The organism is Pedobacter miscanthi, assembly GCF_003315595.1.
GTDB lineage: Bacteria > Bacteroidota > Bacteroidia > Sphingobacteriales > Sphingobacteriaceae > Pedobacter > Pedobacter miscanthi.
The window spans coordinates 1-12971 of sequence record NZ_QNQU01000035.1; the positions used below are offsets into that span (position 1 = coordinate 1).

The following is a 12971-nucleotide window of genomic DNA, read 5'->3' on the forward strand; positions in this document are numbered from 1 at the left end:
ATAACACTAAGTTAATAGCATTGGTGTCCCCACAGACCACCTCAACTACTCTTTCTTAAATTTCACACACCTGCCCAGCCATTCAGGCGGGGATGTACCCAGATACCTATCGGTAGAGGGCACGCCCATCAAAACAGCGTAATAATTGCCACAGAGACACTGATTAACACGGAACAGGGCTTACCCATTCTTTGTGTCATCATGATCGGAGAATGATTCCGTGCTTCCCGTGCATCCGTGGCAAAAAACAAAACAAGATCTGTTCACCGTCAGATCGCAACATCTGACAGCAATCAGTCAACCAGATTTATATTATCTTTGGGCAGGCATGAAAAAGAAAACATTTAAGATTTCGCACAAAGTAATATGGCTGAGTTCCTTTTTTCTCGGGATATTAACTTCTGTGCCCAAAATTGCCGAGCATCGTTTTAACCTTTACGAGGCACTGGTTGATGCTGCCGTAACTTTTCTCTTTGCCGTAATCATCTGGTATTACAATGTACTAACCCTCCCCGCCTATTCATCGCGTGATGTAGCCAGCGGTTTTTCGGTAATGCGCCTGGTTAAAGGGCTTTTCTTCGGGATACTTTTAATGTTTATCCTGGCCTGTTTACAGCAGTTTTTATTATCGCATATCAATTTCGGACCAATTATGCTGATGTTTGAGGTAAGGGGAATATTGGTGAACATTACCTTTTACATGTTCCTGAACCTGCTTTACCAGAATTACCAGAACCAGCAGGTAGGCATTGAACTGGAACGTACAAAATCCGACAACCTGGGCGCACAATACGAGCTATTGAAACAACAGGTTAACCCGCATTTTCTGTTCAACAGCCTTAATACGCTTAAATATATGGTTGAGAGCAGCGATAAACACAGTGTAGAGTTTATCCTTAAACTTTCTGATTTTTACCGCTATACGCTCGAGAGCCGCAAACATGACCTGATCAAACTTGCAGAAGAACTCGATATTTTAGATGCTTATCTTTTTTTATTAAAAGCCCGTTTTGAGGAAGGTATCGATCTTGCCATTGATATGGATAAAAGCTACCACCAAACCCTTATCCCTCCTTTTACTTTACAGCTTTTGATCGAAAACTGCATCAAACACAATGTGCTTTCCCTTCAAAAACCGCTGCATATTAAAATCTTTATCGAAGGTGATTTTATTGTGGTGGAGAATAAGATCCAGCCGAAACGTACACCAGAAGCATCAACCGGAATTGGTCTCGAAAACATCAACCAGCGCTACCAGCACCTGTTAGATAAGGAAATCGAAATTATTAAAAACGAAACCCATTTTAGTATAAAACTCCCTGTTATACATGAAGATTATCATCATTGAAGATGAGTTAAAGGCTGCAAAGTCATTGGCAAACCTGATTACCAAAATACGTCCGAAGGCGCAGATTGTGGCCAACCTGCAAAGTATTGATGATGCGGTGCAGTATTTTTCGGAAAACGAAAATCCCGACTTGATATTTATGGATATCCAGCTATCAGACGGATTGTCATTTGAAATTTTTCAATCGGTTAAAATCAGCTGTCCGGTAATTTTTTGTACCGCTTATGGGGAATACGCCATGGATGCCATCAAGGCCAATGGGATCGATTATCTCCTGAAACCTTTCTCTCAGGACGACCTTCAAAAAGCATTTGAAAAGGTAGATCAGTTTCAGAATTTCTTCCAGCAGAACAAGCTGCCCAATATGAATGAACTGCTTAAACGCATTGGTCCGGATGAAGGAAAAAAGAGTTTTCTGGTGTTTAAACACAACAAATATACTACAGTGCCTACCGAGCAGATTGCTTTTATTTACATCAGGAATGAATCGCCTACCATCATGACATTGAAGGAGGAAGAATATACATTAAGTCAGTCGCTCGATACCATACAAAATCAACTCTCCAGTTTACAGTTTTTCAGGCTTAACAGGCAGTATATCATTAATTTCAGCGCGATTAAAGAAGTAGAACATTATTTCGACCGCAAATTATTCGTAAAACTGGTGATCCCTTCTCCCGAAAAATTATTGATCGGGAAAGAGAAAACTACGGCATTTTTAAACTGGCTTGAAAACCGGTAATTAATCAGGGAACTGCGAAAAATTTTGTGACAAAATATACCTGATCCGCTTCCTGACATCCATTTCTTCAGCCTTTTCTCCATTTGGAGCTGATTGTTTTTGGTAATGAATGTCTGTGAAGCCGTTGGCATCTTTTGAGAGGTTATTTTCTCCACCGAAAGTATTTTGCCATTGGTATTTCCGCCAAACCATAAGGGATGTGGTTTCTGTTCCCAGCGCACCAGGGTATATTTCCCGGCACCTGTATGAAGGTTTTTTCTCACCACATCATTCGCATAGAGGACAGAAATTACCTGCTTTTTGGTATTAAAGCTAGAAGTAACAGGGTGCATTCCCATTTCCTGATAAAGGGCTGTTGGTGCCAGTTCGGGCTGTTTTTCTCTGCTGCAGGCGTTAAAGATGAGCATTGCAAAGGCCGACGCCAGGCATTTAATGATGAGGTTATTATTTGTAGTTGTTTTCATTTTTATTATTTTTTTGGTCGTCATCTCGACCGAAACGCAGTGAAGTGGAGAGATCTATCTCGAGATAGATTTCTCGATTTCGTTACACTTCACTCGAAATGACGGTACGGTATTAGCTACTTCTTCGGAATATCAAAAACAAAACCCGTTTTTGAAGCCAGCTGATGGCAATTGATACACTCGGTGGCAAAACCTACATTTTACCATAAGCCAGTAATTTCTGACCAGAAAATCTGGCGAAGCCCCAACCTTCAGTACTCTTAAACTTTTTACTGTTTTTTACCATAAACTGCGCATTGTTAAAATCGCCGGTACGTACTTCTCCGTTTTCATCTTCGGCACTTTTATTCCATACTACTTTTACAATAACCGAACCTTCGGGCCATGGATTGATCCGCCCCTCTTTAATCGCTTTTACGGTAATGGCATTGCCATAAATAATCCGCATGGTGCCATTATCAAAGCGGTTGGTTGTGCTGATCACCTCCCAGTTTTTATAATCGCCGCTATAAGCCACTCCATTTAAGGCCACTGGTTGTTGAAGTTTAATGTCTGTTTCATTATGCATGGTTACAACCTTCAATCCTTTCTTTTTCATAGCTTTTTCTGCCGAATAGGAAATCACAAATGTTTTTAGCAATGCCAGTTCCTCTTTTGAAACTCTTGCCGAAGGATGCAGCGCGACATAACTTTTTAAGGGCATTTTACCCTGACCGATCATGTTTACAATGTACCAGAGTTTTGTTTCCTGCTCGGCTTCACTAAGATCATTCCATTGCGAGAAGTTAAAACGGCTTCTGGCATTAGCTACATCGTTGGCTACCTTCCAGGATATGGGCGCAATTTTATCATACCAGGCCAGGTCCGTTTCGTTTGAATGGCAATCGTAACAGGCTTTTTTAAAAATCTGCTCTACGGCTGCAGGTCCTTTAAAGGTGTTTTTAACTGCCGGGTTTGCCACTTTTGGCCCCGTAAACTGGATACTGATGAAGATAAATACGGCAATTACTCCTGCAATTGATAGCAGCCTTTTTCTTTGCTTTAAATTTTCCATGGCCTATATCGATTATCTATTTATTTTTCGCGTAACCATCTACCGTTACTATCGCATCAGTAAATGCATCAGGCTGTTCCTGAGGCAGGTTATGCCCGGCACCTTTAACAATCAGGTGTTTGTATTTCCCTGTAAATTTATTGGCATAAGCAGCGCCATCAGTTGCGAGGGCCACGCCATCGGCATCACCATCAAGTGTAATGACAGGTACCGTAATTACCGGGGCTTGGGCCAGTTTATTTTCGTACACTTCATATTTGGCTTCGCCAGGTTCTAAACTTAATCTCCAGCGGTAATTGTGGATCACGATATTGATGTAATCAGGATTGTGGAATGCAGCAGCACTGCGCTGAAAAGTCTGCTCATCAAATTTCCATTCGGGCGATACATTTTTCCAGATCAGTTTGGCAAATTCGTTCCTGTTGGCTTCATAACCTGCCTTTCCGCGTGCTGTTGCAAAATAATACTGATACCACCAACCCTGTTCTGCTTTTGGCGAAAGTGGTAATTTATTCCGCTCCAGGTTGTTGATCAGGTAGCCACTTACCGAAACCAGTCCGATGGTACGTTCAGGCCATAAAGCAGCAATAATATCAGCCGTTCTGGCACCCCAATCATAACCGCCCAAAATGGCTTTATCTATCTTCAAGGCATCCATTAAGGCTATGATATCCAGGGCTACCGCAGCCTGCTGTCCGTTGCGAAAGGTTTTATCAGAAAGAAAAGTTGTGGTGCCATGTCCCCTTAAATAAGGAACAATTACGTGGTAACCTTTAGCCGCTAAACCTGGTGTTACGGTTTCGTAACTGTGGATATCGTAAGGCCAGCCATGTAGTAAAATTACGGGTGTGCCGTTGGCTGGTCCGGCTTCTACGTAGCCTACATTTAACAGACCTGCATTTATCTGTTTCAATTTTCCGAAGGTAGTCTGATCAGCAGTGATTATATTTATTGCTGATTGTGCAAGAACCGCTTTAGCAGCAAATAGCTGTACAAATGCGATTAATAATACCGCAAATACTGATGTGTAATTCCGGTGGTTTTTATGTTTTGGTATCATGTTTTTAGTTTTAAAGGATCGTCATTTCGAGTGGAGTGCAATGCAGTCGAGAACCACGTAAGTGCTCAGCGAAGCTAAATCTGTTTCGAGATAGATCTCTCCATTTCGCTGCGCTTCAGTCGAGATGACGATGTGTGTGAAGGTTATTTACACCAAATTAATTTCTACATTGATGTTGCCACGGGTTGCTTTAGAATACGGACAGGTTTGGTGTGCAGCATCGGTTAGCAATCGCGCTATTTCAGGCGATAAACCCGGAAGGCTCACATTTAACCTGGCCTGCAAACTGTATGCACCATCTGCTAAACAAAGATCTACTTCGGTATCAACTGCTAAATCAGCAGGTAAAGTGATTTTGTTTTTTGCAGCTGCCAGCCCAATAGCGCCGATAAAACATGCCGACCAGCCAGCGGCGAACAATTGCTCGGGGTTGGTACCGGCTCCGTTCGAACCCGGAGAAGAAAGCGAAATATCAAGTCTTCCATCTGAGCTTTTCGAGCTGCCATCTCTGCCACCTGTAGTGTGGGTTTTTCCTGTATACAATACTTTTTGTGCTTTAGCATCCACTGTTGGGTTGCTGTTCTGATTATTTTCCATTTTGTTATTTATTTATTTGTTGATCAAAATTATAGTGTTAAAGGCCTTTTAACGACCTTATTCGGGTGAAGCAGGCAGATTAATAGCTGAATTAGTCATTTAATAACCCGGATATTTTTGTTATTCCATTTCGCCATCCAACAGAAATCCGGTTTTCTTTTTCCTGCCGATTTCCCTGATCATTTCGCATTGTTGTACATTCCTTTCGAAGGGTGGAGTGATGAGAAAGAGCATCGATAACATCGAAATGATGGCGACTAAAAATCGGCTCTGGCTTCTTTTATGTGTATTTTCCATGGCTTTATTATTTTAATGTTGATTGTGATCAACAATGGTTTCGAATTTTGTGGCTTTTGCTGCCGCGATTACCTTTCCATTGCTTTGATTCTGAATCAGGCCGATTACTTCCCAATCTTTTTCGTTGTATCCTTTGGGTAGTGTAACCGTAACTGCTCCGTTTCCGGCTTCCGTTAACTTTTCGTACTGTAGTTTACGTACAATCTGAACATGCGATAAGGTGCGGCCTTCATTCTCCCCCCTGGCCACTTGGGTACGAGCTGCCTTTTGTATAATAGCAATTAAAAGATTGCTCCCCTGAACTGCTCCGGAAGCCTGATAATGTACCTTAAATGAATTTTCGCTAAGGTGCGATTGAAGTTTTATTTCTGGATTCGACCTGGTATTTAACTGAGCCGAGATTGCCTTACGGATACTGGCTTCTTCTGAACCGATAAACTCAGTGCTGCCGTTAACAATTACCTGCGGGGTATAAATTTGCGGTAACCTTAACCATTGACCATACTGCACCTGTCGTTTGGAGTATTCGGGACTACCGAAAGTATCTTTCCAGTCCAAACGATCGAAATAATCTACATGGTAAGCCAGTACAAACAGTTCTTTACCTGCCGATTCCTTTTCTAACCTGGCAAGTAATTCATCGGCGGGCGGACAGCTGGAGCAGCCTTCGGAAGTAAAAAGTTCTACCACTGCAAAACCTTTTCCGGGATTGTTAACCGTTATCTTTTTTACCGGTGTTTTATACATTGCCGCAAAGGCCGTAATGGAAAGGGTAATTGCAAGGAAGAAATTAGCCAGCCATAAAATTTTCGTTGTTTTCATGTTTCTGTGTTTTTTGTTGATCAAAACTATTTCAAAAGATGCCCCTCACAGAGTAGAAAATAGCTTAGTCAGGCGTAATCAGATCCGAATTGGGAAATGTGGGGATTGAAATAGACAGGCCTCCAAAGAAGTCAAGTTTTTAGACATCGTTTACATACAACATATTTTAAAACTCGACTTCACTGGCAAGATGGTAGGTAATGCTTCGTATCGCCACGAACCATGGCAGGAGATCGTCATTACAGAAAGGCTTTTTCAGCCGACAGCCTGCCCCGGTTTTCGGGAAAGCAATCTTATATCGCTCGCTACCAGCATGCGCTTTAAATTCAAAAAGGGCCTTTAAACGTATTTAAAAGTACTTCGGAAGCGCAATTTGGTCTTCCGAAGTAGAAAAAGGTACTCCGGTAGTACAAAAAAGTCCTTCCGGAGTAATAAAAGCTACTCGCGGAGTATAAAAAGGTCCTTCCAGAGGACTATTAAATAGCTCCGGAAGTAGAAAAAGGTACCCCGGAAGTACTAAGCCGAACTACAGGAGTACTAAAAGCTACTGCCGGAGTACAATTAAAGAGCTTCAGAAGTAGAAAAAGGTACTCCGGAAGTACCAAGCCGAACTGCTGAAGTACTAAAAGCTACTGCCGGAGTACAATTAAAGAGCTTCAGAAGTAGAAAAATGTCCTTCCGGGGTACTAAAAGCTATTCGCGGAGTACAAAAGGGTCTTTTGGAAGTACTAAGCCGGGCTCTAGAGAGACTAAAAGCTACTGCCAAAGCATAAAAAGATACTCCGGAAACACAAAAATGCGATTTGTCATCCTGAGCGTAGTCGAAGGATCCCATTACAATATTTTTCCTTGCCTCCGTGGCTAAAAGAATAAGAATTGTTTCAGTATCAGATGCTAACATCCAGTAGCACTCAAAGCTATTTGTAACAATGCCAATATTAAATCGTCTAAAACTTTTAACGATCTTATAATGTTTAACTAAAAAAGACAAGAACATGGGAATTTTAAAAACAGCAATTATTGGCGCCGCAGTATATGCAGGCGTAAAATATATCACAAAGAAAGATCCGGTTACCGGACAATCAATTGTAGACGATTTATTCGATAGAGCACCACAGTGGGCAGATAAAGCGAAAGGTTATGCAGAAGAACTGAAAACCAGAGCAAGCAACGCCGCTGAAGATTTAGCGAGATGAATACCAATTAAAAGAAAGCAACCTGAACAGGTTTATCTTTTTCTTTGATGGTAAAAAGCAAAAAAGTCCCGGTTTTAAAAACCCGGGACTTTTGTTTTAAAAGGATGTACCGTAAATATAGATTGTCATCCTGAGCTTGTCGAAGGATCTTCCATAACACCTTTTAAGGCGTTTCGACAAGCTCAACATGACAATTTTCTTGAGAAACCAAGTTTATGACACAGCTTCCACTAAAACCACTATTGACTTAAAAAGCATCAAACCAAAGTTTGGTGGTTAATAAATCAGCTCCCTGACTGCTTACCGCATTTTTATAACTCTGTCCGTTTAACGATTGCTCGGTACCCGGGTAAATAAAACGTACCGGGATTTTACCGTTAAGCACTGTATTTACCGATGCGCTTAACTGAGGATAATCCAGCCTGCGTTGCTCAGCCCAGGCTTCTAAACCCTGACCAAATAAAGCAATCCATTTTTGCTCACCGATTGATTTTTTATAGTTGCTGGCATCATACTGCACTGCGGCCTGCGCTGCGTAAGTATCGGCAGTTGCATCGCTGATATTGTATTGCTTTAAAGATGCTTTAATTGCTTGTTTATATAAATCAGCCGCATTTTCGGTGGTTAATCCCCTTGCCGCAGCTTCTGCCCTGTCGAAAAGTAATTCCGAATAACTAAAAATAACCGCAGGTGCCTGTGGCAACAGGAAATAAGCTCCTGGTTTTGATGTTTTTGCAAAACCTAAGGCACTCGCTTCCGAATTGGTTGATCCGTTAGGTACGCCGATATATTCTTCTGGTGTTGGCGTTTGTGTTTTACTTGCATAAACCGGTAAACGTGGATCGTTTAAGGCAAAAAGCTTATCTACAAGGGTTTTGCTCACCCTATAATCATCCCTGGTTTCGAAAAGTGCACTCACCGGGTTTTGTTGCGGAGAGGTTAAATAAATTAACTGGGCAACATCTGTATTATCGCTTAAATAAGTATCGCCATCTGCTGCAATTTCGTCCAATACTTGTTTGGCCCTGGCAGGTTCTTTATCCGCAATACGGAGCGCAATGCGCAAACGCAGTGAATTGGCCAGTTTTTTCCAGCGGGCAATATTACCACTGTAAATAATATCACCACTAATGGCTTTACCTGCCGGATCCAAAGCCGTTTTTGCTGCTTTTAAATCAGTTAACAATCCAAAATAAACATCCTTTTGTTTATCGTAAGCTGGTGTGATAAAATCGCTTATTTTTCCGGCCTGCGAATAAGGCACATCGCCATAAGCATCGGTTAACAATAAAAACACCCACGACCTTAATACCAGGGCCACACCTTTATAATTTGGATTGGCCTGTGCATCGCCAAGCTGTGCAATTTTATTAAAAGCCGTAATGCTCTGCGAATACCCAGTAGACCATAGCGAAGTAAAACTGCTGTTCGAATAGATGAAACGGTCTTCTTCGGTATATTGTACTTTGGCCCAGTGTTGTACAAACAACGAACTCGAGTTCATGGTATTGGTTGTGCTCCAATAGGCATCTACCGTGTTTTTAATGGCACCGGTAAGCAGATAATCGGGCTGTGCATTTTCGGTATTATTCGGATTGATATTTACCTCATCCAGTTCTTTACCACAAGATGAAAGCGTAATTGCCAATGCGGCCAGTATATATAGTTTTTTATTTTTCATGATGGGAATGATTAAAATTTGATATTCAGGTTAAGTCCGTAGGTACGGGTAGTTGGGTTAGAAAGACTCTCTAAACCCTGACCATTACCTGTATTGAAGGCCACTTCAGGATCAATATCAACAGTGTTACGGTGAATAATCCAAAGGTTACGCCCAACAAGTGATACCGAAACACCCTGTAAACTTAAGGGGCGCAACCATTTTGCAGGCAGGTTATAGCTTAATTTAACCTCACGTAGTTTTACATACGAAGCATCGAAAATATTCGCTTCATCAATGGTGCGGAACGATTTATAGTATTGCTGTGCAGGTAATATCTTATCGTTGCGTTTGCCATCGGCTGTTACACCGTCAAAAATAATCCCGTCATCATAAACCGTTTCTCCTGCCGGAGCAGCTCCGTTTACTCTAACTGTTCCGTTGGCTTTATTGTTGCCGGGGTAGTAATAAGAAATACCACCATATTCGGCTGCCCTGCCCGGTAAAGTAGAAGCTAAAACGCCAGTATAAGTTCCGGTAGCATAAGTTCCGTTATAAATAGAGCCACCAAAACTGGCATCGATTAATACGCCCAAACTCACACCTTTATAACTGAAAGTATTGTAAACACCACCAATCCAGTCAGGTGTGTATTTACCCAATACCTTTTTGGTAGGATCGGTTTGCGGGGCACCGGTTGAGTTTACCACGATGTTGCCATTGCCATCCCTCAAAAATGCATTACCAAATAAGGCACCATAAGGCTGACCGACCGCTGCAATTACCTGTGCTGAGTTAGAAGCCACTACATAATTCTGCAATAATCCGGCTTTATCCAGTTCGATCACTTTACTTCTGTTGGCTGCATAGTTAAAATCAATATCCCAGATAAACTGTTTTTTTACCGGGGTTAGTCCTAACTGCACCTCGATACCTTTATTGTTAATTTTACCTGCATTAAGCAATTTAGAACGGAAACCTGTACTCTGGCTCACATCCACACTTAAAATCTGGTCGTAACTGTTGGTATTGTACAAACTTAAATCCAGGCGGACTCTTTTACCGAAAAAGGTTGCTTCAGTACCCAATTCTGTTGAGGTAGTGGTTTCGGGTTTAAGATCGCGGTTAAGATCGGTTGTTGCCGGGCTTAATTGCGGGCTCGAACCATAAGGTGCACTAAACGAATAAGTATTGATCAAACGGTAAGGATCTGCATCTTTACCCACTTTAGACCAGCCTCCACGGATTTTCCAGTAATCGAGCACGCCTCCTTTAATATCAAACGCCTCTGTTGCTACAAAACTTCCATTAAAAGATGGGTAGAAATATGACCTGTTTTGTGCCGGTAAAGTTGATGACCAATCGTTACGGGCAGTAATATTAGCAAAAAGGTAGTTTCTAAACCCAATCTGACCAGATGCATAAACACTGTAAGATTTTAATTTGCTGTAGTTGTTGGATGAGGTTAAAGGATCCCTTGAGTTGCTTAACGAGTAAAGTCCGGCAACGGCCAGTCGTGGTGCACTCTGATCATTCTGTTCGATATAACGCGTACGAATGTTGCTTCCGCCCAATACTTCAAGGCTAAAATCATCATTCAATTGCCTGTTAAAGTTTAAGGTTGCATCGGTATTGCTTTCGCTTACAGTAAATGCACTTTCGGTATAAGACCCAAATGGGGTTCCGTTGGTTCCGTAAGCAATTTTCACCTTACGTCTGTCATTGTAATAATCGGTTCCTGTACGGAAATTGAATTCCAGGCCTTTAATAATTTTATAATTCAGCCCAATGCTACCGATAAGCCTGTTACGGTTTTGCGAAACAGTATTTTCATAAGCTACCCAATACGGATTGCTGTAATAGCTGTTGTTCCAGTTAAAGGTATTTCCGTTTTCATCCAGGTAGTTTTTTAACTGGTTAATATCAACCTGACGGCCGAACCAGGTAAACTGCAACATGGTACTGGTAGAACGCGAACCGCCTGTACCCGGTAAATTATCAGAAGATAGTTTACTGTAATTTGCATTGGCGGTAACACTCAGTTTTGGTGTGATCCTTAAAGTTGAATTTAAAACAAAAGAGTTTTTCCCCTGACCGGAGTTAGGAATTACGCCTACTTCTTTAAGGTTGTTATATGATAAACGGTAATCGAATTTTTCTCCTGCATCGGCAACAGATACGCCATTGTTTAAAGAATAACCGGTTTCGAAGAAATCGCGTACATTATCAGGATGTGCCACAAATGGAACAGCAACACCTTTAGAATAAAATTGTGGAATCAATCTTCCGTCCAGTTTTGGTCCCCAGCTCTCATCAACCCCATCATTAACACCGGCTCCTTTACCATCTACGTAGCTAAATTTACCTTCCGAACCCTGACCAAATGCATTTTGGTACACCGGTAAGGTTAATATGCTTTCTATTACGGCATTTGAGTTAACTGCGATGCCCAATCCTTTTTTCGATTTACCTGTTTTGGTTTTGATCAGGATAACCCCTGCTGCAGCCCTCGAGCCATATAACGCAGCCGCGTTTGGTCCTTTTAATACACTCATTGATTCGATATCTTCCGGATTGATATCTGAAATGGTATTGGCATAATCCCTTGCTCCTGCCGAATTTAACTGCGAGTTATCAACCGGGATCCCATCAACCACAAATAATGGTTGGTTATTTCCTGCAATTGAAGTTTCTCCCCTGATCACCACACGAGATGAACCCATGCTCCCCTGACTATTGGTTACCCTTACACCGGCAATTTTACCCGCAAGCGCATTTACCAGGTTCGATTCTTTTGCTTCGGCCAAACTTTGTCCTTTCACTTCCTGAACGGCATAACCAAGCGATTTTTTCTCTCTCGAAATGCCCAATGCAGTAACCACCACTTCATCAAGCGCATTATCGCTCGATTGAAGGATTACTGAAATCGGTCCGTTTTTGCTGATTTGTATCTCCTGGGTTTTGAACCCGATATAAGAAAATACCAATGTGCCCTTTTCTGGTGCATTAATGCTAAAAGCACCCTTACCATCGCTAATGGTGGTTTGCTTGGTTTCTTTTATAAAGATGGATACACCGGGCAGTGTTTCACCATCCGCCGACTTCACCGTTCCGGTAATGATGGCATTTTGAGCGAATAGCTGCTGCGTGATAAAGAGCAGCAGGATAAACGCTATTGAGTTAATTTTTTTAAACATGTGTGTGTAATTAATGATTAGATAAAGGATAAATAATTTGGGCAAAACAATTCCTGCACGGTTAAAAACCGTGTTTTTATTAAAGAATAAGAAGGAATGGTTAGATCAAAAAAGCCTGTTAAAATAGCGTTACTTTAACAGGACATGCGCATTCGGAAATATGCACGGAGGTTTGCATCAATGGATTTTAGCTCGTCTGTTTTTTTCATTTCAATGATTTTCTATAAAACACATTTACTTATCAGGATGGCATCGGGGCAAAAAAAAGCACCCCTTAAATCAGAAGTGCTCCATATATTTTAATAAGGATATCGCAAACTACTGACTTAACTACCCCAGATTCATCCGGGATGGAATTAGCACCATTTCTAAAAATTAGTTGGTTGCTAAGGCTTCACAGGGCCATTCCCTCCGCCTTTCTTGATAAGTATTTTAAAATAACTGGGGCAAAGGTATAACTTATTCGATTTATCCTATAGTTTTTATAGATTTTTTTTGAAATATTTTTTCTTTGGTGATTTGGTCAGTATATTT

At 41.4% G+C, this 12971-nt stretch carries 11 protein-coding genes and 1 riboswitch; of the genes, 3 read left to right on the forward strand and 8 right to left on the reverse strand.

Annotation, left to right across the window (positions count from 1 at the left end):
• The first annotated feature begins 328 nt into the window (after positions 1-328).
• Positions 329-1348 (forward strand): sensor histidine kinase, encoded by a 1020-nt coding sequence (locus DRW42_RS26170; RefSeq protein WP_113951814.1) that lies wholly within the window; start codon positions 329-331, stop codon positions 1346-1348.
• The gene (locus DRW42_RS26175; protein ID WP_113951815.1) at positions 1329-2090 is read left to right on the forward strand and encodes a LytR/AlgR family response regulator transcription factor; all 762 of its coding nucleotides are present in this window, start codon (positions 1329-1331) and stop codon (positions 2088-2090) included. The genes DRW42_RS26170 and DRW42_RS26175 overlap by 20 nt, the downstream gene beginning before the upstream one ends.
• Here DRW42_RS26175 and DRW42_RS28620 read toward each other — a convergent pair.
• The 6 genes from DRW42_RS28620 to DRW42_RS26205 form a co-directional block, all read right to left on the reverse strand.
• Positions 1982-2554, reverse strand: coding sequence for a hypothetical protein (locus DRW42_RS28620; protein WP_147243812.1), 573 nt, complete (start codon positions 2552-2554; stop codon positions 1982-1984). The genes DRW42_RS26175 and DRW42_RS28620 overlap by 109 nt on opposite strands.
• A gap of 193 nt (positions 2555-2747) precedes the next feature.
• Positions 2748-3608 carry a heme-binding domain-containing protein gene (locus DRW42_RS26190; RefSeq protein WP_208643651.1) on the reverse strand — a complete coding sequence of 287 codons (861 nt, stop codon included), beginning with the start codon at positions 3606-3608 and terminating at the stop codon, positions 2748-2750.
• 16 nt (positions 3609-3624) lie between these two features.
• Positions 3625-4668, reverse strand: a complete 1044-nt coding sequence (locus DRW42_RS26195) for an alpha/beta fold hydrolase (protein ID WP_113951818.1) — start codon at positions 4666-4668, stop codon at positions 3625-3627.
• 147 nt (positions 4669-4815) lie between these two features.
• Positions 4816-5265 carry an organic hydroperoxide resistance protein gene (locus DRW42_RS26200; RefSeq protein WP_113951819.1) on the reverse strand — a complete coding sequence of 150 codons (450 nt, stop codon included), beginning with the start codon at positions 5263-5265 and terminating at the stop codon, positions 4816-4818.
• Between the two features lie 120 nt (positions 5266-5385).
• Positions 5386-5562 (reverse strand): hypothetical protein, encoded by a 177-nt coding sequence (locus DRW42_RS28915; RefSeq protein WP_158544410.1) that lies wholly within the window; start codon positions 5560-5562, stop codon positions 5386-5388.
• Between the two features lie 12 nt (positions 5563-5574).
• Positions 5575-6384, reverse strand: coding sequence for a DUF1223 domain-containing protein (locus DRW42_RS26205; RefSeq protein ID WP_113951820.1), 810 nt, complete (start codon positions 6382-6384; stop codon positions 5575-5577).
• 995 nt (positions 6385-7379) lie between these two features.
• On the opposite strand from DRW42_RS26205, the gene DRW42_RS26215 reads away from it, so the two are divergent.
• On the forward strand, positions 7380-7580 hold the full coding sequence (locus DRW42_RS26215) for a YtxH domain-containing protein (protein WP_113951822.1): 201 nt from the start codon (positions 7380-7382) through the stop codon (positions 7578-7580).
• A 247-nt stretch (positions 7581-7827) separates the two neighbouring features.
• Here the strand turns inward: DRW42_RS26215 and DRW42_RS26220 are convergent, their stop codons facing one another.
• On the reverse strand, positions 7828-9261 hold the full coding sequence (locus DRW42_RS26220; RefSeq protein ID WP_113951823.1) for a SusD/RagB family nutrient-binding outer membrane lipoprotein: 1434 nt from the start codon (positions 9259-9261) through the stop codon (positions 7828-7830).
• 11 nt (positions 9262-9272) lie between these two features.
• On the reverse strand, positions 9273-12437 hold the full coding sequence (locus tag DRW42_RS26225) for a SusC/RagA family TonB-linked outer membrane protein (protein WP_113951824.1): 3165 nt from the start codon (positions 12435-12437) through the stop codon (positions 9273-9275).
• 323 nt (positions 12438-12760) lie between these two features.
• Positions 12761-12867: riboswitch (SAM riboswitch) on the reverse strand.
• Positions 12868-12971 lie beyond the last annotated feature (104 nt).

What these genes read in the sequence shown, in the direction of transcription:
- DRW42_RS26170 (WP_113951814.1), top strand. Translation starts at nt 329, where the DNA reads ATGAAAAAGAAAACATTTAAGATTTCGCACAAAGTAATATGGCTGAGT.
- DRW42_RS26175 (WP_113951815.1), top strand. Translation starts at nt 1,329, where the DNA reads ATGAAGATTATCATCATTGAAGATGAGTTAAAGGCTGCAAAGTCATTG.
- DRW42_RS28620 (WP_147243812.1), bottom strand. Translation starts at nt 2,554, where the DNA reads ATGAAAACAACTACAAATAATAACCTCATCATTAAATGCCTGGCGTCG.
- DRW42_RS26190 (WP_208643651.1), bottom strand. Translation starts at nt 3,608, where the DNA reads ATGGAAAATTTAAAGCAAAGAAAAAGGCTGCTATCAATTGCAGGAGTA.
- DRW42_RS26195 (WP_113951818.1), bottom strand. Translation starts at nt 4,668, where the DNA reads ATGATACCAAAACATAAAAACCACCGGAATTACACATCAGTATTTGCG.
- DRW42_RS26200 (WP_113951819.1), bottom strand. Translation starts at nt 5,265, where the DNA reads ATGGAAAATAATCAGAACAGCAACCCAACAGTGGATGCTAAAGCACAA.
- DRW42_RS28915 (WP_158544410.1), bottom strand. Translation starts at nt 5,562, where the DNA reads ATGGAAAATACACATAAAAGAAGCCAGAGCCGATTTTTAGTCGCCATC.
- DRW42_RS26205 (WP_113951820.1), bottom strand. Translation starts at nt 6,384, where the DNA reads ATGAAAACAACGAAAATTTTATGGCTGGCTAATTTCTTCCTTGCAATT.
- DRW42_RS26215 (WP_113951822.1), top strand. Translation starts at nt 7,380, where the DNA reads ATGGGAATTTTAAAAACAGCAATTATTGGCGCCGCAGTATATGCAGGC.
- DRW42_RS26220 (WP_113951823.1), bottom strand. Translation starts at nt 9,261, where the DNA reads ATGAAAAATAAAAAACTATATATACTGGCCGCATTGGCAATTACGCTT.
- DRW42_RS26225 (WP_113951824.1), bottom strand. Translation starts at nt 12,437, where the DNA reads ATGTTTAAAAAAATTAACTCAATAGCGTTTATCCTGCTGCTCTTTATC.